The sequence below is a fragment of the Erwinia sp. AnSW2-5 genome (genome assembly GCF_045107195.1).
Taxonomy (GTDB): Bacteria; Pseudomonadota; Gammaproteobacteria; order Enterobacterales; family Enterobacteriaceae; genus Erwinia.
In genome coordinates this window covers 209,701-235,457 of sequence record NZ_JBJGXA010000002.1, presented here as the reverse complement: position 1 = coordinate 235,457, position 25,757 = coordinate 209,701, and the positions used below count along the sequence as shown (strand labels likewise).

At 54.4% G+C, this 25,757-nt stretch carries 23 protein-coding genes and 1 pseudogene; 11 read left to right on the top strand and 13 right to left on the bottom strand.

Going from position 1 to position 25,757, the window contains the following annotated elements:
- Window positions 1–174 precede the first annotated feature (174 nt).
- The 7 genes from ACFL9S_RS02710 to mntR form a co-directional block, all read right to left on the bottom strand.
- Window positions 175–1,767: an ABC-F family ATPase gene (locus ACFL9S_RS02710; RefSeq protein ID WP_405260162.1), complete on the bottom strand. Its 1,593-nt coding sequence runs from the start codon at window positions 1,765–1,767 to the stop codon at window positions 175–177.
- Window positions 1,768–1,900: 133 nt separating this feature from the next.
- Entirely contained in the window at window positions 1,901–3,391 is a 1,491-nt protein-coding gene (locus ACFL9S_RS02705; protein ID WP_405260161.1) for a sugar porter family MFS transporter, read from the bottom strand.
- Window positions 3,392–4,013: 622 nt separating this feature from the next.
- On the bottom strand, window positions 4,014–5,561 hold the full coding sequence (locus tag ACFL9S_RS02700; protein ID WP_405260160.1) for an efflux transporter outer membrane subunit: 1,548 nt from the start codon (window positions 5,559–5,561) through the stop codon (window positions 4,014–4,016).
- Between the two features lies 1 nt (window position 5,562).
- Entirely contained in the window at window positions 5,563–7,131 is a 1,569-nt protein-coding gene (locus ACFL9S_RS02695) for a DHA2 family efflux MFS transporter permease subunit (RefSeq protein WP_405260159.1), read from the bottom strand.
- Window positions 7,128–8,246, bottom strand: a complete 1,119-nt coding sequence (locus tag ACFL9S_RS02690; protein WP_405260158.1) for an HlyD family secretion protein — start codon at window positions 8,244–8,246, stop codon at window positions 7,128–7,130. The genes ACFL9S_RS02695 and ACFL9S_RS02690 overlap by 4 nt, the downstream gene beginning before the upstream one ends.
- Before the next feature lie 118 nt (window positions 8,247–8,364).
- Window positions 8,365–9,480 (bottom strand): SLC13 family permease, encoded by a 1,116-nt coding sequence (locus ACFL9S_RS02685; RefSeq protein WP_405260157.1) that lies wholly within the window; start codon window positions 9,478–9,480, stop codon window positions 8,365–8,367.
- 133 nt (window positions 9,481–9,613) lie between these two features.
- Window positions 9,614–10,063, bottom strand: coding sequence for a manganese-binding transcriptional regulator MntR (gene mntR / locus ACFL9S_RS02680; RefSeq protein WP_405260156.1), 450 nt, complete (start codon window positions 10,061–10,063; stop codon window positions 9,614–9,616).
- Window positions 10,064–10,582: 519 nt separating this feature from the next.
- Here mntR and ACFL9S_RS02675 point away from each other — a divergent pair.
- Complete coding sequence (locus ACFL9S_RS02675; protein ID WP_405260155.1) at window positions 10,583–12,163, top strand: phosphoethanolamine transferase; 1,581 nt, start codon at window positions 10,583–10,585, stop codon at window positions 12,161–12,163.
- A gap of 80 nt (window positions 12,164–12,243) precedes the next feature.
- Here the strand turns inward: ACFL9S_RS02675 and ompX are convergent, their stop codons facing one another.
- Window positions 12,244–12,753 carry an outer membrane protein OmpX gene (gene ompX / locus ACFL9S_RS02670; protein WP_405260154.1) on the bottom strand — a complete coding sequence of 170 codons (510 nt, stop codon included), beginning with the start codon at window positions 12,751–12,753 and terminating at the stop codon, window positions 12,244–12,246.
- Between the two features lie 376 nt (window positions 12,754–13,129).
- On the opposite strand from ompX, the gene rhtA reads away from it, so the two are divergent.
- The 6 genes and pseudogenes from rhtA to ACFL9S_RS02640 form a co-directional block, all read left to right on the top strand.
- A complete protein-coding gene (gene rhtA, locus ACFL9S_RS02665; protein WP_405260153.1) occupies window positions 13,130–14,026 on the top strand; it encodes a threonine/homoserine exporter RhtA in 897 nt (298 codons plus the stop codon).
- A 367-nt stretch (window positions 14,027–14,393) separates the two neighbouring features.
- Window positions 14,394–14,897: a DNA starvation/stationary phase protection protein Dps gene (gene dps, locus ACFL9S_RS02660; RefSeq protein WP_405260363.1), complete on the top strand. Its 504-nt coding sequence runs from the start codon at window positions 14,394–14,396 to the stop codon at window positions 14,895–14,897.
- A 352-nt stretch (window positions 14,898–15,249) separates the two neighbouring features.
- On the top strand, window positions 15,250–15,996 hold the full coding sequence (gene glnH, locus ACFL9S_RS02655; RefSeq protein WP_405260362.1) for a glutamine ABC transporter substrate-binding protein GlnH: 747 nt from the start codon (window positions 15,250–15,252) through the stop codon (window positions 15,994–15,996).
- Between the two features lie 93 nt (window positions 15,997–16,089).
- Window positions 16,090–16,749, top strand: coding sequence for a glutamine ABC transporter permease GlnP (glnP, locus tag ACFL9S_RS02650; RefSeq protein ID WP_405260152.1), 660 nt, complete (start codon window positions 16,090–16,092; stop codon window positions 16,747–16,749).
- Complete coding sequence (gene glnQ, locus ACFL9S_RS02645) at window positions 16,746–17,468, top strand: glutamine ABC transporter ATP-binding protein GlnQ (protein ID WP_405260151.1); 723 nt, start codon at window positions 16,746–16,748, stop codon at window positions 17,466–17,468. The genes glnP and glnQ overlap by 4 nt, the downstream gene beginning before the upstream one ends.
- Window positions 17,469–17,564: 96 nt before the next feature.
- Window positions 17,565–17,675 (top strand): annotated as a pseudogene (locus ACFL9S_RS02640) (mechanosensitive ion channel domain-containing protein); the annotation flags it as partial.
- A gap of 55 nt (window positions 17,676–17,730) precedes the next feature.
- Here ACFL9S_RS02640 and rlmF read toward each other — a convergent pair.
- Together rlmF and ACFL9S_RS02630 are read right to left on the bottom strand one after the other, a co-directional pair.
- On the bottom strand, window positions 17,731–18,660 hold the full coding sequence (rlmF, locus tag ACFL9S_RS02635; protein WP_405260150.1) for a 23S rRNA (adenine(1618)-N(6))-methyltransferase RlmF: 930 nt from the start codon (window positions 18,658–18,660) through the stop codon (window positions 17,731–17,733).
- Window positions 18,661–18,810: 150 nt separating this feature from the next.
- Window positions 18,811–19,347: a hypothetical protein gene (locus tag ACFL9S_RS02630; RefSeq protein ID WP_405260149.1), complete on the bottom strand. Its 537-nt coding sequence runs from the start codon at window positions 19,345–19,347 to the stop codon at window positions 18,811–18,813.
- Between the two features lie 155 nt (window positions 19,348–19,502).
- Between ACFL9S_RS02630 and ACFL9S_RS02625 the strand changes: the two genes are divergently transcribed.
- The gene (locus ACFL9S_RS02625) at window positions 19,503–20,129 is read left to right on the top strand and encodes a flavin reductase family protein (RefSeq protein ID WP_405260148.1); all 627 of its coding nucleotides are present in this window, start codon (window positions 19,503–19,505) and stop codon (window positions 20,127–20,129) included.
- A 168-nt stretch (window positions 20,130–20,297) separates the two neighbouring features.
- Window positions 20,298–20,819: a 5' nucleotidase, NT5C type gene (locus ACFL9S_RS02620; protein WP_405260147.1), complete on the top strand. Its 522-nt coding sequence runs from the start codon at window positions 20,298–20,300 to the stop codon at window positions 20,817–20,819.
- 50 nt (window positions 20,820–20,869) lie between these two features.
- Here ACFL9S_RS02620 and hutG read toward each other — a convergent pair whose 3' ends face one another.
- Together hutG and hutI are read right to left on the bottom strand one after the other, a co-directional pair.
- On the bottom strand, window positions 20,870–21,661 hold the full coding sequence (gene hutG, locus ACFL9S_RS02615) for an N-formylglutamate deformylase (protein ID WP_405260146.1): 792 nt from the start codon (window positions 21,659–21,661) through the stop codon (window positions 20,870–20,872).
- Entirely contained in the window at window positions 21,658–22,875 is a 1,218-nt protein-coding gene (hutI, locus tag ACFL9S_RS02610; protein ID WP_405260145.1) for an imidazolonepropionase, read from the bottom strand. Before hutI ends, hutG begins: the two co-directional genes overlap by 4 nt.
- Before the next feature lie 81 nt (window positions 22,876–22,956).
- On the opposite strand from hutI, the gene ACFL9S_RS02605 reads away from it, so the two are divergent.
- Window positions 22,957–24,312, top strand: coding sequence for a formimidoylglutamate deiminase (locus tag ACFL9S_RS02605; protein WP_405260144.1), 1,356 nt, complete (start codon window positions 22,957–22,959; stop codon window positions 24,310–24,312).
- Complete coding sequence (locus ACFL9S_RS02600; protein ID WP_405260143.1) at window positions 24,309–24,866, top strand: HutD family protein; 558 nt, start codon at window positions 24,309–24,311, stop codon at window positions 24,864–24,866. Before ACFL9S_RS02605 ends, ACFL9S_RS02600 begins: the two co-directional genes overlap by 4 nt.
- On the opposite strand, the gene hutC is transcribed toward ACFL9S_RS02600, so the two are convergent.
- A complete protein-coding gene (gene hutC, locus ACFL9S_RS02595) occupies window positions 24,842–25,588 on the bottom strand; it encodes a histidine utilization repressor (RefSeq protein ID WP_405260142.1) in 747 nt (248 codons plus the stop codon). The two genes, ACFL9S_RS02600 and hutC, sit on opposite strands and share 25 nt — an antisense overlap.
- Between the last annotated feature and the right edge of the window lie 169 nt (window positions 25,589–25,757).

The following is a 25,757-nucleotide window of genomic DNA, read 5'->3' as shown; positions in this document are numbered from 1 at the left end:
AAACAAATGGTCTTCATCACGGTGGGTGCAAATCATCGGCACGGGTCGACCGAAACAAATGGTCGACCCCTACGGATTTGGCGTGGGGGGGACCGGAAAAAATGGTCACCCCGTGCGGGGTTGGCGTAGGGGCTGACCTTCTGTTTCGGTCAGCCCGCATCCACAAAACTAACCTTAAACGATACCCTGGCTACGCAGGTAATCTTCGTAATCACCGGTAAAGTCGTTGATTTTACCCGGCGTCATTTCAATCACGCGTGTCGCCAGCGAGCTGACGAATTCACGGTCGTGAGACACGAAGATCAGCGTACCTTCGTACATCTCCAGCGCCATGTTCAGCGCTTCGATGGATTCCATATCAAGGTGGTTGGTTGGCTCATCCATGATCAGCACGTTAGGCTTCTGCATCATCAGCTTACCAAACAACATACGGCCCTTTTCACCACCGGACAACACTTTCGCAGGCTTCTTGATATCGTCCTGGCTGAACAGCAGACGACCGAGAATACCGCGTACGGCCTGCTCGTCATCACCGTCCTGCTTCCACTGGCTCATCCAGTCGAACACATTCAGATCGTCAGCAAAGTCATGTGCATGGTCCTGCGCGTAGTAACCAATCTGCGCATTTTCAGACCATTTCACCGTACCGTTTTCTGGCAGCAGTTCGCCGATAAGGGTTTTCAGCAGCGTGGTTTTACCGATACCGTTTGGCCCCAGGATCGCCAGCTTCTCGCCCACTTCCAGCAGCATGTTGACGTTTTTAAACAGCGGGCCATTGTCGAAACCTTTGGTCACCGCTTCCAGCGTCAGCGCGTTACGGAACAGCTTCTTGTCCTGCTCGAAACGGATAAACGGGTTCTGACGGCTGGAGGCTTTCACTTCGTCCAGTTTGATCTTATCAATCTGCTTAGCACGTGACGTCGCCTGGCGAGATTTAGAGGCGTTGGCGCTGAAACGGCTCACGAAGGATTGCAGTTCGTTGATCTGCGCTTTCTTCTTGGCGTTATCTGACAGCAGACGATCGCGGGCCTGGGTGGCCGCCGTCATATATTCATCGTAGTTACCCGGATAAACACGCAGTTCGCCGTAATCCAGATCCGCCATGTGCGTACACACCATATTCAGGAAGTGACGGTCATGCGAAATGATGATCATGGTGCTGTTACGTTCGTTCAGCACCTGCTCCAGCCAGCGAATAGTATCGATGTCCAGGTTGTTCGTTGGTTCGTCAAGCAGCAGAATTTCCGGGTTAGAGAACAGCGCCTGTGCCAACAGCACACGCAGTTTCCAGCCGGGAGCCACTTCGCTCATCGGGCCATAATGCTGCTCCAGCGGGATCCCCACGCCCAGCAACAGTTCACCGGCACGCGCTTCCGCAGTGTAACCGTCCATCTCGCCATACTTCTCTTCGAGGTCGGCCACTTTGTAGCCGTCTTCTTCGCTCATTTCCGGCAGCGCATAGATCGCATCACGCTTTTCTTTCACCGCCCACAGCTCACCGTGGCCCATGATCACAGTATCCAGCACGGAATACTGCTCAAAGGCGAACTGGTCCTGGCGTAATTTACCCAGGCGTTCGTTCGGGTCGAGAGCAACGTTGCCGCCAGATGGCACCAGGTCGCCGCCCAGAATTTTCATAAAGGTGGATTTGCCGCTGCCGTTGGCGCCAATCAGGCCATAGCGGTTGCCGCCGCCAAATTTGACAGAGATGTTTTCGAACAGCGGCTTACTGCCAAACTGCATGGTGACGTTGCTGGAAACTAGCACAGAGATAGCCTTTAATTTTTGATGTGAGTATGTGAGTCAGCGCGCATTATGCCAAAAAAAAGGCGCGCGGCATACAGCGGGAAATCCTGGAGAGGGGGGACATCAGGGCCGGGAAGAAACCCGGCCCTGGCGGTTAATGACTTTCTGCTTTGCGTTTCGACGCGGTTAATCCCTTGCTCTCTTCTTCATTACTGAGCCAGTCATGCAGATAGTGCTCAATCTGTTCAAGACTGCGATTGCGTGTTTCCGGGATACATTTGATCACAAACACCGCCCCGACAATACCAATCAGGCCAAAGATAAAGAACGCCCCGGAAAGCCCCACGCTGGCAAGCAGCATCGGGAAGGCGAGAGAAATAAGGAAGTTGGCAATCCACATGGCAAAGACTGCCCCGCCCATAAAGATACCGCGTAGCCGGGTTGGGAATATTTCGGACAGCAGCAGCCAGGTCACGGGCGATAACGCCCCCTGCTGGAAGCTCAGGAACATCAGCATCCCCAGCAACACCATATAGCTGCGTAACATATCCACCTGACCGTTGATGGTCTCTGGCATGAAATAGCTGACGGCACCAATAAAGAACAGGCAGGCGGTACAGCCAAACTGGCCTATTTTCACCATCGTTCGTCGGCCAATTTTACCCAACAGCCAGATACCCACGAAGGTCATCAGCACCGAGATAGCGCCATTGGCGATGGTGGCAAACAGTGCCGCATCCGTACTCATCCCCACCGCTTTCAGCATCGTCGGCGCATAGTACATAATGGTGTTGACGCCGGAGGTTTGCTGGATCACCGCCACGCCGATACCGATCAGGAACAGCTTAAACAACCAGGGCTTTTTCAGTTCACGCACGCTGGCTCGTGTCTGCGCTTTGTCCTCATCCTCCAGCGTTTCGGTGATCTCCTCCAGCTCCCAGTCAACGTCCTCTTTGGCGCGAGTGCGTTCCAGTACTTTACGCGCTTCTGCCAGGCGTCCTTTCATCGCATACCAGCGCGGCGTGTCCGGCATAAACATCATGCCAAACCACAGCAGCACCGCCGGAATGGTGGCGACAGCCAGCATCCAGCGCCAGGTTTCATGGCCGCCCCACGCCGCGTTAAATCCGGCATTGGAGATATACGCCAGCATCTGGCCGGAGACGATCATCAGCTCCTGAATCGTCACCAGTTGCCCACGCTTATTCGCTGGCGCGATTTCAGCAATGTAGATCGGCACCGTGGCGGATGCACCGCCAACGGCTACCCCTAAGACCAGTCGGAAGAAGATCATCCATTCCACATTTGGCGCCAGGGCGGTGCCCATTGCGCCGACAGCGAAAATAATCGCCAAAATGATAATGATCTTTTTACGCCCGGCAGAGGCAGCGAAATGCCCGGAGAACAATGCGCCAAAGGCTGCACCAAACAGCAGTGAACTGGTGACCAGCCCGGTAGTGAAGGGGGTAAGGTGTAATTCATCGCCCATAAACAGCAGCGCGCCGGAGATAACCCCGGTGTCATAACCGAAGAGTAATCCGCCGAGGGTGGCAACCAACGCAATGACCTTAACAAAGGGTTCTGTTTTGGTATTGCTGTTGGGCCCTGATGCCCGGTTAGGTGTTAAATATTGTTCTTTTGCCATGGTGACTACAGTGACCTCTCATCGACCTGGTTAGTAGGGTGCAGAGGGGGAAATCATTATTTTGCTTAACCGCTCACCGCCTCTGAACCTTAATTTAGACTATTTTTTTCATTTAAATTAACAATGAAAATTAAATTCTGGGTGTTGCATCGCATTATTTCATTTTAATTGAGATGTTAATCACATAAATAAGCCAATTACGTTGTATTAATGTGATCTTACTGGCGCAAAGGTATTTTGAGAATATTTCATCTCAAATGAAATAACGGTTGTTTATTTCATTTCAAACAGACGAATGATAATAAAACATCAATTTAATCAACCGATTAATCTGAGCAATTTATTGATAAAAACCATTAATAACAATGCATTAAAATAATGATAGTTTACTATCATTCGATTAAATAAAACTATCTCTGGTTATTATCAGCCTCTCATTCACCGTCGGAAACAATGAAATACAGGGGGTAATCCATCGTCATCGTTTGCACAGGTGCGGAAAGTGAAACAGAGGAAACTCTCATTTCTTGCTTTTTATGAGGAAAAAACCAATGGGGTTAAAACCAAAAAAAGCGCGGCAATCTGATGACAGCCGCGCTTTTTAACGAGAAGGTCATAACGATTAAGGCGTTTCAGCCGGACCAAAAACGGAATATTCCGGCATCTGCACGTTCTGCCAGCCTTCCCAGCCACCACCCAGTGCTTTATACAATGCCACCAGGTCAAGCGTGCTCTGCACCCGGGCTTGTTCCGCCTGCTGTTGGGCCTGTGCCAGCTGGCGTTGCGCATCCAGCGCCTCAATAAAGCTCGACAGTCCCTGCCGGTAGCTGTCGCTGGCCAAAGTAAAGGCGCTTTGCAAGGCGGCCACCGTCTCATCCAGCCCTTCGACCTGCTGCTGGTCGCTACGGTAGCTGACCAGCGCATTTTCCACATCCTGCAACGCCGTCAGCACCGTCTGACGATAACCCAGCGCCGCGCTCGCCTGCTGTGCGCGGGCCAGTTTCACACTGGAAACCAGCCGACCGCCCTGGAAGATCGGAATAGTGACTGACGGCCCGTAGCTGTAGAAATGACTGCTCCAGTTATCCAGATAGCTGGCATCGCTGTTACGCATGCCAAACTGCCCGGTCAGCGACAGGCTGGGGAACAGCTGCGCCACAGAAACGCCGATGTTGGCCGTCGCCGCGTGCAGGCTGGCTTCCGCTTCACGCACATCCGGGCGGCGGCGCGCCAGCTCGGATGGCACACCGACCGGCACCGCTTTCGGCAGCGCAGGCAGCGGTTTGGCCGTCATTAACTCCGCATCCAGTGCGCCGGGAACTCTGCCGGTCAGCACCGCCAGGCCATTCATCGCCTGGTGGATCTGCGCCTGATACTGCGGGAGCTGGGCACGGAGTGAGTTCACCTGCGCACGCGCATTTTCTACGTTAGTTTGCGGAGCCAGCCCGTTACGCTGCTGACTTTGCGTCAGCTCCAGCGTCTGCTGCGCCACATCAATCTGCGTTTGTAACGTCCGGGTAATGGCCTGTGCGCCCCGCAGTTGCAGGTACGCCCGCGCCACTTCAGCCTCCAGTGACACCAGCGCATCGTTGCGGCTTTCTATTGACTGCTGCTGACGCGCACCCGCCATCTCAACTTCACGCCGCACCTTACCCCACAGATCCAGCTCCCAGGAGGCATCAAAACTGCCCTGATACAGCCCGACCGGTTTCGACAAACTGTCGAGCGCCGGGCGTAAATCAGTTTCACTGTTCGCCTGGTCAAGCTGGTCATACACCCCTTCGGACTCCAGCTCGCCTTTAATGCCCAGCTGCTGACGAGTGAATCGCGCGTTGCCGCTGACCGACGGCGCCCAGGCACCGCGTGACTGGTTAAGCTGCTGACGTGCTCCGGCAATGCGCAGTACCGCCTGTTGCAGGGATAAATTGCCTTTAATGGCACGGGCGATCAGGCTGTCCAGCTGCGGATCGTTAAATGACTTCCACCAGTTCGGGTTGGTTGCTGCCGCCAGCGGCGCCGATCCGCCGTCCGGCTGCATGCTGTTAAAACGTTCCGGTGTCGCGGGCTTCGGTGCCTGGTAATCCGGGCCAACGGCACAGCCACTGATCATCAGGGCGACGGCGACCAGCGCACCACTGCGCGAACGCAAAAAAGAAGAAGGAACGTTCATGTCAGTGTGCTCCTGCACTGCCCTGGCTCTTGATGGGCGCCAGTAACAGACAAAATGGAATAAGGATCAGGGCAACAATACTGAGGCCCATAAAGACATCAATGTAGGCGAGGAAGCGCGCCTGCACGATCATCTGTTTATACAGTTGCCCGGTCGCCATCGTTACCGGATCACCCGCCGTGTGCACAAAGTCCCTGATGCCCTGCGCCCAGCGCTCAACCGCCAGATTAAACGGCTCATTGAGCGGGGTCATGTTGTGCACCAGCTGCGCACTCCGTGCCTGGGATCGTTCGGTGATCATTGCCGTCGACAGTGAAATACCAATTGATCCGGCCACGTTGCGGAACATAGTAAACAGTGCCGAGGCATCAGCATTCAGCCGCTGCGGAATGGTGACAAAGGCGATGGTGGTCAGCGGGACAAACAGGAAGCCGAGGCCAATGGTCTGGAAACTGCGCATAATCACCAGCGTGGTGAAGTCGATATCCGGCGTCAGCGTCGATGAGTAGATAAACGATACCCCAAGTAGCGCAAAGCCGAAGGCAATCAGCAGACGCGTCTGCACGATGGGCATCAGCTTCAGCACCAGCGGGATCGACAGCACAATCAGCACCGCCCCGGGCGATAACACCAGCCCCGAGAGCGTGGCGGTATATCCGAGGTCCTGCTGAGCCAGCTGAGGGATCACCACCGAACTGCCATACAGGATCGCGGCCATGCCCGCCATCAGCAGGCAGGCCACCGCAAAATTACGGTCTTTCAGCACGTGCAGATCAACCACCGGTTTTTTGGCATACAGCAGCCAGTAAATCGCCCCGACAATTCCGGTCAGTGCCAGCAGCGCGAAGGTGACGATAAACCCCGACTGGAACCAGTCTTCATCTTCGCCCCGGTCCATCATGACTTGCAGGCAGCCAAGACCGAGGGTGATCAGACTGATACCGATATAATCGACGCTCAGTTTGCCCTTCGCTTTTTTACGTTCCCACGGGGGATCTTCCAGCAGCTGGTAGATCGCCAGCACGCTGAGGATCCCCACCGGAATATTGATAAAGAACACCCAGCGCCAGCTGTAGTTATCCGTGATCCAGCCGCCGAGCGTCGGGCCGAGAACCGGGGCCACGATCACCGCAATCGACGACAGACCGAACGCCTTACCGCGATCTTCGGGCTTAAAGTAGTCCAGCAGCACCGACTGCTGCACGGGCTGTAACCCGCCGCCGAAGAACCCCTGCAATACGCGGAACAGAATGATCTGCCACAGCTCAGTGGCGATGCCGCACAGGAAGGAGCAGACGGTAAACATCACAATACAGATGAGGAAAAACTGTTTACGTCCCAGCAGGCGGCTGAGAAAAGCGGAGATCGGCAGCACAATGCCGTTGGCGACCAGATAGGAGGTCAGCACCCAGGTGGATTCGTCATAACTGGCCGAAAGCGATCCGGCCACATGCGGCAGGGCAACGTTAACGATGGTGGTGTCGAGGATCTCCATAAACACCGCCAGCGTAACGGTCATCGCTACCAGCCAGGGGTTACTGGCCGGTTTCCAGCTCTGGGCGGGATTCATTCCAGCGTGACCTTCGGCTCAACTGACAGGCCAATCGGCAGCGGACGGTTCGGGTCCAGCCCTTTATCAATCACGATTTTCACCGGCACACGCTGAACGATTTTCACGTAGTTGCCGGTGGCATTCTCAGACGGGAAGGCAGAGAAACGTGAGCCGCTACCCATCTGCACGCTATCCACATGCCCTTCCAGCTTCATATCCGGCCAGGCATCCACGCCAATTTCCACTTTGTCACCCGGTTTCATCCGCGCCAGCTGTGACTCTTTAAAGTTAGCCACAATCCATACGTCGGGAGAAACCAGTGAAAACAGTGACGAACCCGCCTGCACCAGCGTGCCGACCTGCACATTACGCTTGGTGACAAAACCATCGTAGGGCGCACGCACCTCGGTGTAGGAAAGATTCAGATTCGCGGTATTGAGCTGTGCCTGCGCTTGTTCCACCTGGCTCTGACGGGCTTCAACATTGGTTTCCTGCTGACGTATTTGCAATGCAACCTGGGAGGCGACTTCAACCTGTGCCTGGGCATTCGCCAGCTCTGCTTTGCCACTGCGCAGCTGCGCATTGGCAGAATCAATATTGCGCTGCGACGTCGCGCGAGGGTCAACGCCGCGCTGGCGTTTATCATCAGCCTGGGCATTGAGGTAATTCGCCTGCGCACGCGCTAACTGCGCCAGTGCCTGGTCTTTCTGAGCCGGATACTGCACTTTGGACAACAATAGCTGCGCCTGCGCCTGATGCAGTTGGGCCTGCGCCAGACCCAGCTGCGCCTGCGCCTGGTCGCGCTGCGCTGCTGCATCACGCGGGTCAATCACCACCAGCAGATCGCCCTTCTTCACCCGCTGGTTGTCTTTGACCCGCAGTTCGGTGACGTAGCCAGACGCTTTCGGCGCGATGGTCACCGCATCGGCTTCAGTAAAGGCATCGTCCGTCGTTTCTATGTTGCGCGTCGTCAGCCAGAACCACAGCGCGACAATCATCATCATGACAACAACGATTGCCAGAATGATCAGCGGCTTTTTGCCGGGGCGTTTACGTGGGGTTTCTTCATTTTGCTCAGCATCAGGCTGATGCAGGGATTCTTCATCGGGTGCAGAAGGGGTTTGATTAGCCATAGTATCCGTCAGTAATGGGCGCCCGGGATCAACGGGCGCAATAATTCAACCTGGTATAACCATAGGGCCAAAATTGACAAATGCCAGGGGTTCCTGACAAATCCAGAATTGCCTGATGTCAGTTCGCATAAATAAACAAGTAGAGCCCCCACCCACTGACTAACGCCCACAGTAGCATCGGCAATGAGTAGAGGTGGAAGTGCCACCAGATGGCGCGATCTTTTGCCATACGCAGCGCAATCAGATTAGCCAGCGAACCGGGCAGCAAACCAAACCCGCCAATATTTACCGCCCACGCCAGCAGCACCGACGGCGGCAGGCTGCTTAACAGCAGGATCGTAGCAGGCACATTACTGATCACCTGCGACAACCCTGCTGCCAGCAAAAACTGCCCGCCAGCCGGAAGCTGCCCGGCCAGATGCAGAGTGGACTGCACCAGCGGAAGCTTCGTCAGCAGGAAGACATCGATAAACATCACGATGAACACCACCAGCAGGCTCCAGTCGATGCTTAACAGGATGCGGCGCGCCAGCACAAGGAAGGTAGCGAAGACCAGCAGCAGCCCCCAAACGGCGAGATCCATCTCCAGCGCCGCAATAAACAGCAGATAAAGCAGTGCGCTGGCAAACAGCAGGCGGCGCTGCCAGGGCGCATCCTCCGACGTCTGGTGCTGTTCAATTTTCTTTGCACGGAAACAGCAGGCGGTCAGTAGCAGCAGGCTGAGCACCAGCCATCCGGCCAGCGGTAACATCTGCCAGATAAAACCAGCAAAACCTGCGTCACCGTGACGCCATAGCAGGATATTTTGCGGATTGCCGATGGGCGTCAGCAGCGAACCGGCGTTCACCGCCAGCGCTTCAAAGATAATTAATCGGGCAATTGGTAACGCGGAATACTTTCGCAGAGAGAGCGTCAGCGGCACCAGAATAAACAGAGCAACATCGTTGGTCAGGAACGTTGAGAGCAACGCCGCCGCAGCCACCAGAAACAGGGCTAACTGGCGCTGATGGCCAAAGCCCTGCACCAGACGACGTCCGAGCACATCAAAATAACCACTGGCCTCTATGCCTTTGGTCAGCATCAACAGGCCGCACAGCGTGATAATGGTGGGCCAGTCGACTGAGCCAGGCAGTTCCGCCAGCCGGAAAGGGACAAAGCAGGCCAGCAACAGCCCCAGAAACACCAACAGATGCAAAAAACGATCGTGCAAAAAAGGTCTGAGCAGAGAGGTCATGCTGGCGCGCCATGTGATACCCCCTTTATCCCTGACGCCGCATCGGCATCAGCCCGATGAACCATCCCCATGTCGGGCAAGGCTCGTCAGGGCTGCCGCAGGCAACGCCCGTGATTGGGGAAAAATAAGGTGATTAACGACTTTCGCTAAATTTTTTGAAGATAGCCAGCGTTTCATCGCTGACGTGATGCTCAATGCCTTCTGCATCGCGACGGGCAGTATCCGGGCTGATACCCAATGCCAGCAGGAAGGTTTCAACAATATGGTGACGCTCGCGGCTCTCTTCTGCCAGCTTTTCCCCTTCCGGTGTGAGGAAAACGCCACGGTAAGGCACCTGCTCCACCAACCCACCAGTGGCGAGACGTTTAAGCATTTTTGCCACCGTTGGCTGCGACACGCCCAGGCGGGCGGCCATGTCCACCTGGCGGGCCTCACCAAACTCGCGGATCAGGTCAGAAATCAGCTCTACATAGTCATCGATTAATTCACGACGGTGCGCTTCACGTACCTGGCGGAAACCCTCGACATGCTCTTCAATTTCTTTCAGTGGCGCGGGCACTGCCACTTTTGCGCGATGACTCATTCAGCTTCCTCTTCTTATCAACCGCAGCATTATAGCGGGACGGCGGTTTGTTGTGTGCCACATTGTAAACGAACCGCAGGCAAGCACAAAATTTAGCGTCTTAGCTATGGCTATAGGGTATAGCCTGTGCTATACCTGATGATAATTCGCGCATATCCTGATTGACCGGAGGGACATCAGATGAAAACACCACTGCTATTAAAACTCTTTTGCCGCTCGCCGTTTACACTCCGGCTGATGCTGCTGGAAATGCTGGTGAATCCGAAGCCTGCCCGTCAGGCTTCTTAATCACTAAACGCTTGTTCCGACTATTTTGTTTGTCACTTCACAGAACTTATTGATGATGCTGGTTGCCTTTCGGCAAAACAGCGATTATCGTGCCAGCCTTTCGTAAAGAGTGCAGGCCGATCGGGCTCCATCCTTCCCCTTCCCCCATGATCTTACGAGTTGTATCAGGCAGTTTGCCATTTCAGCGCCTGGCTGAATGGCCGCTATAGCTTTCCCTAATAAGAACCAATAATGAATCTGACATTAATTAAAACTGCTACAGCAGGCCGTTATCGTGCCTGGATTAGCCCGTACGTTGGGCTGTATTTGCTTTTGTCCGTTCTGATTAACCTGGCATGCGGTTACCCGTTAAGCGGTTTATACAGCCTGGCCTTCACGGCACTGCTGGTACTGCTGGCGGCGGTTGCCCCGAAAACGCAGAAAGTGCTGATTGCCTTCAGTGTACTGATTGCCGGGTTCTATTACCCTTTTGGTCAGGTTTATGGCCCGCCCAATTTTAATACCCTGCTGGCACTGCACGCGACCAACGTTGAAGAAGCCAGTGAAATTATGCTGATCTTCCCGCTGCATGATTATTTTATTGGCCTGGCGATCCTCGCCGTCGGTGTGCTGGCGCTTAAGCGTAAGCCGCTGGCGAAGCAGCGCTGGTGGCATGCGGAAAGTGCCTGTCTTGCCTTTGTGCTGGTGGCATGGATGACACAGCCGGTGATGAACCAGCTGACGGGTGGCGTATTTAATCCGAAGGATACCGGTATCCCGCTGGTGCGCTTTGTGAAAGATACGCTGGAGAGCAAATTGTCGGTCGATAAAGAGATCGACCGAATGAACCAGCTGGCTACGCTGAAAGACAACTGGCATGTATTAAGCGTCAAACCACAGCAGCAGATCTATGTAGTGGTTATCGGGGAAAGCGCGCGACGTGATGCGCTGGGTGCCTTTGGTGGCCAGTGGGATAACACGCCTTTTGCCAGCCAGCTTAACGGGCAGTTTTTCACCCGCTATACCTCAGCGGCCTCTTCCACTCAGAAATCACTGGGCTTGACGCTCAATCAGGTGGTGGACGGTAACCCTGAATATCAGAACAATATTATTACCCTCGCTAACCGCGCCGGGTTTGATACCTGGTGGATGTCGAACCAGGGGCAGATTGGTCAGTACGATACGCCGATTGCCAGCATTGCTCAGCGGGCCAAAAATGTGCACTTCCTGAAAAGCGGGGACTTTGAAGCGGATAAAAACACGCGCGATGAAGACCTGCTGAGTTTTACTCCGGGGGCTTTGGCACGCCCGGTCGATCGTCCGCGCCTGCTGGTGTATCACCTTGTCGGTTCACATCCCAAGGCCTGTGATCGCACGCGTGGTCGCTTCGTCGAACGCGTACACTCGCTGGAAACGTCCTGCTACCTTTACAGCATGACGCAAACTGACGGTTTCCTTCAGCAGCTCTGGCAGCAGTTGCACAGCAGCGGCCTGACCTTTTCGATGATCTATTTTTCCGATCACGGTCTGGCATTTAAAGAGAAAGGGACGCGTAACGAGTATCTGGCTCACGATGATAAATACCGTCAGAACTTTGAAGTGCCGATGTTTATCAGTTCCAGTAATGACAGCCGCCATCAGGTGATGAATACGCCGCGCTCAGCCAATGACTTTCTGATGCTGTTCTCACAGTGGACGGGTATTGAAACGCAGGAAATTAAATCGAACTATCGTTTTGTGTCTGCGGAGAAAGCCCCGCCGATTGAAGTGACTAACTTTGAACTGAAACGCCTGCCGTTCAGCCAACTGCCACAGGATCAATTTGCTAAGTAGATACTCTGGATAAAAAAAATCCGCCCCAGGGGGCGGATTCTTCAACGTCAGTCCGGGTATCCGGACTTGCGGTTAGCAACTTAGAAGCTGTAACCTACGCCAGCAGTCCAGGTGCCAACGTCAACGTTGCGGATACGGCTCTGCTCGTAACCCACGTCCAGAGCGATGTCCTGGATTGGGTTGAACTGCAGGCCAGCACCGTAGGAGAAACCTACGTCGCTAGAATTATAACGCTCACGGTTTGGTTCGTTGTACTGGTATTTGCCGTAGCCGATACCCACAACACCGTAGATGCTCGCCCAGTCATTCAGACGGTAAGCTGGACCACCAGTGATGCCATAGTACTGGCCCTTGATGTAGTCGCCTGCATCGGTACGGTCTTTCTCAGTGTAAGTGAAAGAGCCGATCCAACCCAGAGCATCGCTGCCGTTCTCGTAGCGGTATTTCAAGTTGAAGCCGTTAGCTTTGTTCGCTACGCCCTGGTAGTCGCTCTGAGCGTAACCAGCGGAAACGGTGCTCTGTGCCATTGCTGAACCAGCAGATACTGCCAGTACGCAAGCTAATGCTGAAAGACATGCAATTTTTTTCATAACCACCTCAAATGTGAAAGTACTTCTCTCCTGACAACGCTGAAAATATAACAAAAATCAGCGAGAAACTCTGCCTTGATTTTGTTGTCTAACAGAATGTTTGGTGTAACAGAAAGTTAATGATGCTTTCTATGTCATTCTTTTTTCTTATGATTATTGCCATTCCTATTCTATTTTTACCGACTGTAAAAAAAGCTTCATTGAGATAAATCCTAATCAAATCTGACAATTCTTTACTGAACTGGCCCTGTTTTCTTACAGAGTTTCTGTTTTTTTCACTTATTTTTTTCCCATCTCTGGGTTTAGCAGTGCCTTCCAGTACACTGTCACAGGGCGTTTATCTTCGAAACGGATTAATTAAAGGCTGGAATACAGGATGTCTTCTTCACACGTAAAAAATGCTGTCTGGTTACCCGTACTGGTGCTGCTGATTGCCATGACGTCAATTCAGGGCGGCGCCGCCCTGGCCAAAACACTGTTTCCTGCGGTGGGAGCACCAGGCATTACCGCCCTGCGCCTTGGGCTGGGTACAGTTATTCTCTGCGTGATCTTCAAACCCTGGCGGCTGCGTTTCAACCGTCAGCAGATCCTGCCGCTGGTGATCTACGGTTTGGCGCTGGGGGGAATGAACTATTCCTTCTATTTATCGATACGCACCGTACCGTTGGGTATTGCCGTGGCGCTGGAGTTTACCGGCCCGCTGGTGCTGGCGCTCGCAGGATCACGACGCCCTCTGGATTTTATCTGGGTCGGTCTGGCCGTACTGGGCCTGTTCTTCCTGCTGCCGATCGGGCACAGCATTGACAGTATAGACCCGCTTGGTGCGATGTATGCGCTGATCGCGGGTGCCTTATGGGCGGTGTATATTCTTGCGGGAAAACGTGCTGGCAGCCAACACGGCCCGGCTACCGTGGCGGCAGGCTCCCTGATTGGTGCGCTGGTGTTTGTACCATTGGGCCTGGCGTATGCCAACCCCGGGATCTGGACCTTATCCCTGATCCCCATTGGCCTAGCGATTGCGGTGCTCTCCAGCGCCCTGCCCTATTCACTGGAGATGGTTGCACTGACCCGTCTGCCTGCACGGACTTTTGGCACCTTGATGAGCCTGGAACCGGCGATGGCGGCTATCTCTGGCATGCTGTTTCTGGGTGAAGTGCTGACGCTGGTGCAGTGGCTGGCACTGCTGGCAATTATTGCTGCCTCAGCAGGTTCCACCCTGACAATGCGCCCGGCAAAGCGGGACATTGACCCGGTGGGAGAATTAAGAGAATAAACAGTGCTCTGCCTGCGGGAAATGCACCTCCCGCAGGCGATGGCTTCCCGCCTGATTAATTTCACCGTTCGAATTATGACAATCTGGTTAATTCAATCACCAGAAACATCCAGTTATCATTTTAATAAAAATGAATCATTAAAATGGCAGCAAGAATAATTCACATTTAAAAACAACCAGATAAAACAAAAATCCGAACAACAATCATTCGTATCATTATTTATTTCACACTCCCCAGACTTTATTCAGTCAACAGGCCAGCGCTATCCAATCAATAGGCACTAACTTTCCGGCAGGATGAAAAACCAGTGCTATAATTATTTCCGTATTGAATTTGGACAACCTGACTATCAAGAGGATATTAATGATGAGTACCGCTAAACTGGTTAAAGCAAAATCTTCTGATCTGATTTACACCCGTAACAACGTGGCCGATGACGACAAAAAAGCCACTATTGAGGTGCTTAATCGTCTGGTTATCGAATTTATCGACCTGTCGCTGATCACCAAGCAGGCGCACTGGAACATGCGCGGGGCAAACTTTATTGCCGTGCATGAAATGCTTGATGGCTTCCGTGCCGCGATCACCGACCACCAGGACACCATTGCAGAACGCGTTGTGCAGTTGGGCGGCGTGGCGCTGGGTACCGCGCAGATTGTTACCGACAAAACGCCGCTGAAAAGCTATCCGCTCAATATTCACAGCGTGCAGGAGCACCTGAAAGCGCTGGCTGACCGTTATGCCATCGTTGCCAATGACGTGCGCAAAGCCATCAGTGAAGTGCCGGATGAAGACTCGGCGGACATCTTTACCGCAGCATCACGCGATCTGGATAAATTCCTGTGGTTTATCGAATCTAACATCGAATAACTGTATTAACGCTCGCGCAGATACCTCAGGCAGATGGTTCCCCCCATCTGCTTTTTTTTGCCAGAATGTTGCTAAAGTTAGAAGTCTGTGACATTAAATTAATCCCCTCCGACACTATGTGTTGTTTTTATCCCATAATTTGCTAAAACTGCTGATGCACCACTATAGACACAGCGCACCATAATGGGGCACCAAAATTGTGCACCACCCTGAACCCTGTCAACGAGCTTAAGAAAAATCGTATTTAACTTGCTGTTTTTCATTGTTTTTGCAAAACTGGCACGATTCTTTCATAGGGCTGCGGGCATTTAATCGGAAAAGACCTTTCCCGAGAAGCGATAAGGATAAAATGATGAAGTCAATTTTTAAGGTTTCTCTTGCAGCGCTGACGCTGGCGTTTGCGATGTCTTCCACGGCTGCTGACAAAAAACTGGTTGTTGCTACCGATACCGCTTTCGTGCCTTTTGAATTCAAACAGGGTGATAAATATGTCGGTTTCGATATTGACCTGTGGGATGCGATTGCAAAACAACTGAACATGGAATACACCCTGAAGCCAATGGACTTCAGCGGCATCATTCCTGCACTGCAAACCCGTAACGTAGACCTGGCGCTGGCTGGCATCACCATTACTGAAGAGCGTCAAAAAGCGATCGACTTCTCTGATGGCTACTACAAAAGCGGCCTGTTAGTGATGGTGAAAGCGGGTAACGATGCCATCAAAAGCATCAATGACCTGAACGGCAAAGTGGTTGCAGTGAAGAGCGGCACCGGATCGGTTGACTACGCTAAACAGCACATCAAATTTAAAGATCTGCGTCAGTTCCCGAACATCGACAATGCCTATATGGAACTGGGCACCAACCGTGCTGATGCGGTCCTGCATGACACACCAAACATTCTTTACTTCATCCACACCGCAGGCAAAGGCCAGTTCAAAGCCGTCGGTGAGTCAATTGAAGCACAGCAGTACGGTATCGCTTTCCCGAAAGGCAGCGACGAGCTGCGCGGAAAAGTGAACGGCGCACTGAAAACACTGCGTGAGAACGGCACTTACAATACGCTGTACAAAAAATGGTTCGGCAGCGAACCTAAATAATAATAAATATATAAGATATTTATTAAACGCAGGAGCGTGTTGCTCCTGCGTTTTTTCCACACCAACACAATGTTTTAGATCCGGAGAATAAACATGCAGTTTGACTGGAGCGCCATCTGGCCCGCTATTCCAATCCTGCTTGAAGGTGCCAAAATGACCCTGTGGATTTCGGTCCTCGGTCTGCTTGGCGGCGTGATCATCGGTCTGGCTGCGGGTTTTGCCCGTGCCTACGGTGGCTGGTTTTCACGCAACATCGCGCTGGTTTTCATTGAATTGATCCGTGGCACCCCGATCGTGGTGCAGGTGATGTTTATCTATTTCGCACTGCCAATGGCACTGCCCGATTTCAGAATCGACCCGTTAACCGCTGCGGTGGTGACCATTATGATCAACTCCGGTGCTTACATCGCTGAGATCACGCGTGGTGCCGTGCTGTCGATTAACCGTGGCTTCCGTGAAGCCGGCCTGGCGCTGGGCCTCTCCAGCCGTGAGACGCTGCGCTACGTGATTATGCCGCTGGCGCTGCGCCGTATGCTGCCTCCGCTGGGTAACCAGTGGATCGTCAGCATCAAAGACACCTCACTGTTTATCGTGATTGGTGTGGCAGAACTGACCCGCCAGGGACAGGAAATTATTGCTGGTAACTTCCGCGCACTGGAAATCTGGAGCGCCGTTGCGGTTATCTACCTGATTATTACGCTGGTGCTGAGTTTCGTTCTGCGTCGCCTTGAGAGAAGGATGAAAATCCTGTGATTGAATTTAAAAATGTGTCCAAGCACTTCGGTGCAACTCAGGTTTTGCATGACATCGACCTGAAAATTAACCAGGGCGAAGTGGTGGTGATTATCGGTCCATCAGGTTCCGGTAAATCCACGCTGCTGCGCTGCATCAACAAACTGGAAGAGATCACCAGCGGCGATCTGATTGTTGATGGCAAAAAAGTCAACGACCCGAAAGTGGATGATCGTCTGATCCGCCAGGAAGCCGGCATGGTGTTCCAGCAGTTCCATCTGTTCCCACAGATGAGCGCGCTGGACAACGTTGCCTTCGGTCCTATCCGCGTACGCGGTGCGAAGAAAGCCGATGCGCAGCGTCTGGCGAAGGAACTGCTGGGTAAAGTTGGACTGGCTGAACGTGCTAACCATTTCCCTTCCGAGCTGTCCGGTGGCCAGCAGCAGCGCGTGGCGATTGCCCGTGCGCTGGCCGTGAAGCCGAAAATGATGCTGTTCGATGAGCCGACGTCTGCGCTCGACCCGGAGCTGCGTCACGAAGTGTTAAAAGTGATGCAGGACCTGGCCGAAGAAGGCATGACCATGGTTATCGTCACCCACGAAGTGGGCTTCGCGCGGAAAGTCGCCTCGCGCCTGATCTTTATCGATAAAGGCCGCATTGCGGAAGACGGTAACCCTGACGAGTTGATCTCCAACCCGCCAAGCGACCGTCTGCGTGAGTTCTTACAGCACGTGTCGTAATCCCTTCTGGGGCGAACCCGCGTTCGCCCCTGCTTGCGTCTTTCCCCCCCATACCGCCCTGAAGGCCTGTACTTTTCTGCTGAGCGCTATTACAGGAAAAATGGCATGGACACCGGGGATTTGGTGATCATCGGGCCGATTACCGGCACGGTCGAACGGATGCCGATTCGTTCCGTTGGCGAGCGCCAGGATGCAGGGGTCTATTATAATTATTGACGGGGCAGCCAGCTTTGCAGCGCTGAAGGCCCCGAGATAACCGCTTTTACTTATTCAGCAATTTAGTGCGTTGTGGCTGCTCCATAAAGCTCCACGCAATAAAGCGGCTCTGCTTCTGTCCCTGCGCCATTTCAACAGTGCGCATAGCAGCAACATCGGCCTCTTCCAGCGCACGCCACAGCTCCGGCAGATGCTCTTTGCGTGACACCAGGGTGGTGAACCACACGCACTGACGGCCGAAGCTGGCGCTCTCTTCGATCATACGTTTGATAAACGCCACTTCGCCACCTTCACACCACAGTTCTTCCTGCTGCCCGCCGAAGTTAAGCGGAGAGTGACGATCCAGCCCCAGGTTACGCAGCTTGCGCTGGCTGCCCTGGTGAGCATCGGCTGCCGATGCATGGAACGGCGGGTTGCACAGCACAGCCTGATACAGCTCGCTTTTGTGGATCACGCCGTTAAAAATCGCGCTCGTATCTTTCTGACGACGCAGACGAATGGCGCGGTTAAGGCCTGGGTTGCCAGCGATAATGGCACTGGCAGATGCCATCGCCTGCTCGTTAACTTCACTGCCGGTAAAGCGCCACTGATATTCGCTGTAGCCGATCAACGGATAGATCAGGTTTGCGCCACAGCCAACGTCCAGCACGTTAATCTCACGCGGCACCACGCGGCGGTTATCTTCCGCCAGCAGATCAGCCAGGTGATGAATGTAATCGGCACGTCCCGGCACGGGCGGGCAGAGGAAACCTTCCGGGATATCCCAGTGGGCAATCTGATAAAAATGGCTCAGCAGGGCCTGGTTCAGCGCCTTAACCGCATCGGGATTGCCGAAGTCTATGGACTCGCTGCCCCAGTTGTTGACCGCCACAAACGGCGCAAGCGGTGGGTGGCTGGCAATCAGCGCAGCAAAATCGTAGCGACCGCGATGGCGGTTGCGTGGGTGAAGTACATTTTTTTCAGCAGGGGTTTTCATTGGCCACTCTCTTGTCAGCAGGCGCGTAAGATACCTGCTGCGGTATTAATCGTAAACCATTAGAGGACGATTTCACGCGTGTTCCCTCACGCCAGTTGGCAGAAAGGTATAAAAAAAGGGCCTTTAGGCCCTGGTGAAAACGAACGACGATTATTTCGCCATCGCTTTCATCGCTTCAAGATCGGCCAGCGAGGTAAATTCGCAGCTCAGCAGCGTTTTACCCGGAATACCCTGAGCTTCACGTGCAGTGATCGCCACGCGACCGGCTTCCGGCGAAGGCTGATCCGCATCGGCTAAGACGCGCACGTAGCTTTTGGTCGCCACAATCATCGGGTTCGGCGCTTCTTTCGTCAGCTGATAGGCTTTCGCCAGCTCTTCCGCTTTCAGACCGTCGACCAGCACACCATACGTGGTGCCTGCCAGCACGAAGGCTTTAGCGCTGAAGCCATCTTTCACCACGGCTTCAGGCAGTGGGTAAACGGCCATCATGCCCACCAGCTGATACTTCGTTACTTTTTCTGCTTCATCATAAAGCGCACTGGCCGCTTTAGTGGTGTAGGCTGGTTTGCATAACGCCGCATCAAAAAACGGGCTAGTGTCGGCAGCCGTTGCAACAGCACTGGTCAACAGCGCAGTCGCAGCAATCATTACCGGGGCTGCGCTAACACGGATAAACTTTGCGAACATGAAAAGCTCCTTAAAATCAAAATCCTTAATTAATATAAGGGCATATCTCCATAGATAGCGGGCTTACTCTATAACATGTTTCTAATTATTTCTTCATATTAGTGAATTTGACTTATGTCATTAATAACATTAACGATTAGCCAAGGAGTTCCCCTTTGCGTAAGCGTCATTCGTATCAACCCAAACAGGGCCACGGCCTGCCACACGACCCGCTCAATGCGATTATCGGACCGCGCCCGATTGGCTGGATCAGCTCTCAGAATGCGGCCGGGCAGCGCAACCTCGCGCCTTACAGCTTCTTTAACTGTTTTAACTACCGCCCGCCAGTGATTGGCTTCGCCAGCAGCGGCTGGAAAGATAGCGTGGCGAACATCGTTGAAACCGGGGAGTTCGTCTGGAACCTGGCGACACGTTCGCTGGCCGTGCCGATGAATGAAAGTTCGGCCTCCCTTGCCCACGGCGAGGATGAGTTTGCTTATGCGGGGCTGACCGCCCTGCCCGCCACGCTGGTGAACGTCAGTATGGTGGCCGAAAGCCCGGTTAATTTTGAGTGTCGGCTCTCACAGTGCATCCAGCTACAAACTGCCGATGGCGAGCAGATCCCAACCTGGCTGGTGCTGGGTGAAGTGGTGGCGATCCATATCGATCAGGATCTGCTGGTTGAGGGGATCTATCAGACGGCGAAAGCAGAACCGATCCTGCGTGCAGGCGGCCCCTCCGCGTATTACGGCATCAGTGAAGCATTGAAGTTTGATATGGTCAGGCCGGATGCGCGTGGCTGAATATTGTCCCCCTGCCTTGTAGGGGGACCTTTTGTTTCGGTCCGTACAGATAAGTGCCCGTGGTGTTACCGGTAGTGGACGCATTCCCCGCGCAAGACGCCAATATGCCGCCCGCGTCCTTTTTTGCTATGATGCGTGTTCCAAAAAAACGTTTGTCATGGAGTGATTATGAAACGCATCGCCATCGATATGGATGAAGTCATCGCTGATTTTCATACCAAGATGTTAGCCACCTGGAACGCCCATTTTTCACAGCAGCTGACGCTGGATGAGCTGAACCTGTTTAATCTGCATCAGGACGATCCAGAGAAGCTGGTGGAAATTTTTGAGCTGGTCGGCGACCCCACCTTCTTTGCTGACCTGGGCGTGATCGCCGACAGTCAGCGAGTGATCGCCCGGCTGAGTGAGCATTACGAGATTTTTATTACGACCGCTGCGATGGAAGTGCCGACGTCGTTCAACGCCAAGTTCCAGTGGCTGAAACAACACTTCCCGGCCATCAAACCCAGCCACATCGTGTTTTGCGGCAACAAAAGCATTATCAATGCCGACTATATGATCGATGACAACGTGATTAACTTCGCGAATTTCTGCGGGGAAGGCATTCTCTATTCAGCGCCGCATAACCGCCATGTGACGGGATACCGCCGCGTGGAGAACTGGCAGGACATCGAAGCGCTGTTGCTGTAGTTGCTATCAGGCAGGAAAAATCAGGGCGCAACCCGTGTGCGCCCGCAAGATTAACGCGATGTACCGTAATGCAGCAGCGTCTCGATCAGCTGCTCAAGCAGCGGCTGTAGCGTACTGGCTTTATCCCCTCGCCAGCCAAAGGGCGGCTGCTCATCCATATAATGACACTGCGCCAGCTCCAGCTGCACCGCATGCTGGTTCTCCTGCGGTTTACCGTAAGCGCGGGTAATATAGCCGCCTTTAAATCGCCCGTTCAGCACCCAGCTAAACTGTGACTGCGCATCGCAGCAGGCAGTGAGCTGCTGCGCCAGTTCAGGATGGCAACTGGCACCGTCATTGGTGCCCAGGTTCAGATCCGGCAGTTTGCCATCAAATAAACGTGGGATCACCGACGCTATCGAATGGGCGTCAAATAACAATGCATAACCAAACTGCTGTTTGATCCGCGCCAACTCCTGCTGGAGTTTGTCATGATACGGCTGCCAGATATGGTGCAGATAGCCTTCACGCTGTGCCGCTGTCGGTGTTTTTCCCGGCGCAAACGTTGGAGATCCGTCAAACAGGGTTTCCGGGTAAAGCCCGGTAGTGGCCGTGGTGTATAGCGCCTGATTATCCGACGGACGATTGAGGTCGATAACAAAGCGTGAATAGTTGCCTACCAGCACGCTGACGCCCATTGCTCTGGCAAAGTCGTACAGTTGAGGAATATGCCAGTCGGTATCGGGCAACCCGCGCGCGGCATCGCTTAAGCCGGCCTCTACTTCCGGGGTGAGCTGTGTGCCCGCATGGGGAATACTGAGCAGCAGCGGCAGCGTACCGGCGCTGAATTGATAAGCGTTCATCGTTCTTCTCCACGAAAGACGACCCGGCAGGGCAACTGCCCGCCAAGCCAGTAAACCAGTTCAGCCGGACGCGCCAGCGGCCAGTGAACGAAATCGGCCAACTTACCGGCCTCCAGTGAACCCAGTTGATCGGCCAGACCCAGCGCACGCGCACCGTTCAGCGTCACGCCTGCCAACGCCTCTTCCGGCGTCATACCAAACAACGTACAGCCCATATTCAGCATCAGACGCAATGATAAAGCAGGTGACGTTCCAGGATTGGCATCACTGGCCAGCGCCATCGGCACCTGATAACGGCGGAACAGCTCAACGGGCGGGCGCTGTGTTTCACGTAGCAGATAAAAAGCACCGGGCAACAGCACGGCCACGGTGTTGTGCTGCGCCATTGCAGCAACATCACTTTCAGTGGCGTATTCCACGTGGTCTGCCGACAGAGCATTAAATTCTGCTGCAAGCGAACTGCCGCCCAGCGGCGACAACTGCTCTGCATGCAACTTCACTGGCAACCCGAGCCGCTGTGCAGCGGTGAATACCCGCCGCACCTGATCGGGGGAGAAGGCCAGATGCTCGCAGAAGGCATCCACCGCATCGGCCAGCTCTTCTTCCACCACCTGGGGCAACAGCTGGTCACAAATGACGTCAACCCAGGCATCGGGCTGCTGCTGATACTCCGGCGGCACCGCATGTGCCGCCAGGCAGGTTGCCTGGATCTGTGCAGGCACCTGCTGCGCCAATTGCCGGATAGCCTGCAGCATCCGCAGCTCACTGGCGATTTCCAGCCCATAACCGGATTTAATCTCAACGGTGGTGACGCCCTCGGCCAGATAATGATCGAGGCGCTGACGGGCGCTGGCGACTAACTGCGCCTGGGAAGCGCTACGGGTTGCGCGCACGGTAGACAAAATGCCCCCGCCCTGGGCAGCAATGTCGCTGTAGCTGACCCCGTTCAGACGCTGTTCAAACTCATGGCTGCGGTCGCCCCCGAATACCAGGTGCGTATGACAGTCCACCAGGCCAGGCGTGATAATTCCCCCGCCGAAATCGGTGCGCTGACGGGCCGCAATGTGCGCACTTTGTGCATAAGGCCCCACCCAGACAATCTCGTCCCCGCTGACGGCAATGGCGCCTTGTTCAATGATGCTGTAACGCCCATCCTGCATGGTGACAATATCGGCCCCATACCAGAGATGGTCACAGCTGAGTTGCTGGTTCATCCGTTCTCCCACGTTGCGCACTTTACTGTTGAATCACAAGTATGTATATGTATATACAACCTCATTGCACAGGAAGCAACCATGACACGCTTTTTTGCACCCCGCGCCCTGCTGGCCGATGGCTGGCACCACAATGTCCTGATTGATGTTGACACACAGGGCATGATCACCGCCACCGTCGCCAACAGTACACCTGAGGGGGCACAGCGTCTTAATGGCGTCGTGCTCCCTACGATGGCTAACCTGCATTCGCACGCTTTCCAGCGGGCAATGGCCGGGCTGGCTGAAGTGGCGGGTGATCCGCAGGACAGCTTCTGGACCTGGCGTGACCTGATGTACCGAATGGTGCAATGCCTGTCGCCGCAACAGGTCGGCGCCATCGCCACGCATCTGTATGTTGATATGCTAAAAGGCGGTTATACCCAGGTGGCCGAGTTCCACTACCTGCACCATCAGCCCGATGGCCAGCCCTATCCTGACGACGCGATGTTGCGTCAGTTGATCCACGCCGCCGATCGCAGCGGCATTGGTCAGACGTTGTTACCCGTGCTGTACAGCTATGCCGGATTTGGCAGCCAGCCCGCGCAGCCGGGGCAGAAACGGTTTATTCAGGATACCAACAGCTATCTGGCTCAGCAGCAGCGCCTGCACCAGCTGATTGCCGGGCGACCTCTGTACAACCAGGGGCTGTGCTTCCACTCCCTGCGTGCGGTGAACGAACAGCAGATGCACGAGGTGCTGGAAAACAGCCCTGCTGATCTTCCGGTGCATATTCATATTGCGGAGCAGGAAAAAGAGGTAAATGACTCACTGGCCTGGAGCGGTGAACGCCCGGTGAGCTGGCTGCTGGATCGCTTTGATGTGGATGCGCGCTGGTGCCTTATTCATGCTACACATCTGGATGAGCAGGAGATCCACCGTCTTGCCACCAGCCAGGCCGTTGCCGGTCTGTGTCCGACCACCGAGGCCAATCTGGGAGACGGGATTTTTCCGGCCACCGACTATGTGGCTCAGGGCGGCCGCTGGGGGATTGGCTCTGACAGCCATGTTTCGCTGGATGTGGTGGAAGAGTTGCGCTGGCTGGAGTATGCCCAGCGCCTGCGCGATCGCCGCCGCAACCGTATCGTGACCGCACAGCAGTTGTCAGTGGGTGATGTGCTGTATCAGCAGGCGCTGGCGGGGGGTGCCCAGGCGTGCGGCGTGAAGATTGGCAGCCTCCAACCCGGCTACCGCGCTGACTGGCTGGTACTGGCCGGGGATGCGCTGCTGAACAGCACCCCGGATGCCTCGCTGCTAAATCGCTGGCTGTTTGCCGGGAACCGTAGCCAGATTCAGGATGTGTTTGTTGCCGGGCAGCAGCGTATCCGTTCCGGGCAGCATGCACAGCAGGCAGCCATTGATGCCGATCTGCGTGAAGCCCTGGAGGCATTACAATGATCCATCTGTATGAGAGCAGCCGCCTGCCCGCCAGCCGCTGGCGTAATGGCGGTGGAGAAACGCGGGAAATTGTCAGCTATCCGCCCGGTGCGGCAGATTTTGACTGGCGCATCAGCATTGCCACCATTGCCGCAGACGGCGATTTTTCACTGTTCCCCGGCATCGATCGCATTATTACGCTGCTGAGCGGCGACGTCGTGCTCTATCGTCATGACCAGCTTTATCAGCCGCTGGGACTGCATCAGCCGTTCGCCTTTCGCGGCGAAGAAACCATCAGCGCACGGCTCTCCGGCCAAATCAGTACGGACTTTAATATCATGGCACGGCGCAGTAATTTTCTGCCGGAGGCGGGGATTGCCACCACGCGCTTTGCTCCTGCGGCGACAGATGCTGGCGTGGTGTATGTGATTTCAGGTCAGTGGCAGCACCAGCAAACCCTGCTAACAGAAGGCCAGGGTGCATGGTGGCAGAATAACGCCGGGGCGTTTATGCCGGTGTCAGCAGATGCCCGGCTGCTCTGGGGTACGCTTCACTTAAAACGTCCGAATAACTGATAGCGTGAACCGGGATAGAGCAGGCGCGCGTAAGTCACAATCTTACCGTCGCTCCAGGTCTGGCGGCGGATCAGCAGGCAGGGTTCACTGGCCTCCATCGCCAGATGGCGGCACTGTTGCGCGTCGGGCAAGACCGCTTCCACAATGTGCTCACCCGCCGTCAGTGGTGCTACGCGCATCAGATAGGTATAAGGCGTCTGATGCTCATAGTCCTGTTGCAGGTAATCCGGCGCCATTTGCGGGTTCACCAGGCGCTCTTCCAGCTGTACAGGCTGCTCATTTTCGTAATGCACCATCAGCGAATGAAACAGCGGCTGACCGGTGGTTAATCCCAATACTGCCGCCTGTTCCGGGTCCGCTTTGCATTCGCGCAGCGTCAGGATTTTGCTGCTGTGGCGATGACCACGCTGGGCGATCTCTTCAGCGATATTGTGCACTTCCAGCATGGCCGTGTAGCCCTTAACTTCGGCCACAAAGGTGCCAACCCCCTGCATACGGATCAGATATCCTTCGCTGGTGAGTTCGCGCAGTGCGCGGTTGATGGTCATACGGCTGACGCCGAGTTCATTGACCAGCTCGCTTTCTGACGGCACACGCTGGTTGGCCTTCCACACCCCTTCACGGATCTGGCTGATAATCGCCTGCTTAACCCGCAGGTAAATCGGAGCAGGCTGATCGCTCATGGCTGCGGAAAGTTGTGAAATGGCAGTCTGCACGACCATAGAGGATCCCTTAATTGTCTGATAACGGAAGTTTACGGACTAAAACCTGATATGTATAGACATCCTGGCTGCACCTGAAGAAGGCGGTCCGCCCCAATGCAGTGCAACCCCTTTAGCCCTGCTGTACGCGGGCTGCGGGAAAAAACCTTAATAAACGCACATTTTTGCC

Bases quoted from the DNA above. Each gene is read 5' to 3' on its own strand.
- ompX (WP_405260154.1), bottom strand. From the start codon at position 12,753: ATGAAAAAAATTGCATGTCTTTCAGCATTAGCTTGCGTACTGGCAGTA.
- glnP (WP_405260152.1), top strand. From the start codon at position 16,090: ATGCAGTTTGACTGGAGCGCCATCTGGCCCGCTATTCCAATCCTGCTT.
- mntR (WP_405260156.1), bottom strand. From the start codon at position 10,063: ATGAGTCATCGCGCAAAAGTGGCAGTGCCCGCGCCACTGAAAGAAATT.
- ACFL9S_RS02705 (WP_405260161.1), bottom strand. From the start codon at position 3,391: ATGGCAAAAGAACAATATTTAACACCTAACCGGGCATCAGGGCCCAAC.
- ACFL9S_RS02630 (WP_405260149.1), bottom strand. From the start codon at position 19,347: ATGTTCGCAAAGTTTATCCGTGTTAGCGCAGCCCCGGTAATGATTGCT.
- ACFL9S_RS02675 (WP_405260155.1), top strand. From the start codon at position 10,583: ATGAATCTGACATTAATTAAAACTGCTACAGCAGGCCGTTATCGTGCC.
- ACFL9S_RS02600 (WP_405260143.1), top strand. From the start codon at position 24,309: ATGATCCATCTGTATGAGAGCAGCCGCCTGCCCGCCAGCCGCTGGCGT.
- ACFL9S_RS02605 (WP_405260144.1), top strand. From the start codon at position 22,957: ATGACACGCTTTTTTGCACCCCGCGCCCTGCTGGCCGATGGCTGGCAC.
- rhtA (WP_405260153.1), top strand. From the start codon at position 13,130: ATGTCTTCTTCACACGTAAAAAATGCTGTCTGGTTACCCGTACTGGTG.
- ACFL9S_RS02695 (WP_405260159.1), bottom strand. From the start codon at position 7,131: ATGAATCCCGCCCAGAGCTGGAAACCGGCCAGTAACCCCTGGCTGGTA.
- hutG (WP_405260146.1), bottom strand. From the start codon at position 21,661: ATGAACGCTTATCAATTCAGCGCCGGTACGCTGCCGCTGCTGCTCAGT.
- ACFL9S_RS02690 (WP_405260158.1), bottom strand. From the start codon at position 8,246: ATGGCTAATCAAACCCCTTCTGCACCCGATGAAGAATCCCTGCATCAG.
- ACFL9S_RS02620 (WP_405260147.1), top strand. From the start codon at position 20,298: ATGAAACGCATCGCCATCGATATGGATGAAGTCATCGCTGATTTTCAT.
- hutI (WP_405260145.1), bottom strand. From the start codon at position 22,875: ATGAACCAGCAACTCAGCTGTGACCATCTCTGGTATGGGGCCGATATT.
- glnH (WP_405260362.1), top strand. From the start codon at position 15,250: ATGAAGTCAATTTTTAAGGTTTCTCTTGCAGCGCTGACGCTGGCGTTT.
- hutC (WP_405260142.1), bottom strand. From the start codon at position 25,588: ATGGTCGTGCAGACTGCCATTTCACAACTTTCCGCAGCCATGAGCGAT.
- rlmF (WP_405260150.1), bottom strand. From the start codon at position 18,660: ATGAAAACCCCTGCTGAAAAAAATGTACTTCACCCACGCAACCGCCAT.
- dps (WP_405260363.1), top strand. From the start codon at position 14,394: ATGAGTACCGCTAAACTGGTTAAAGCAAAATCTTCTGATCTGATTTAC.
- ACFL9S_RS02685 (WP_405260157.1), bottom strand. From the start codon at position 9,480: ATGACCTCTCTGCTCAGACCTTTTTTGCACGATCGTTTTTTGCATCTG.
- ACFL9S_RS02700 (WP_405260160.1), bottom strand. From the start codon at position 5,561: ATGAACGTTCCTTCTTCTTTTTTGCGTTCGCGCAGTGGTGCGCTGGTC.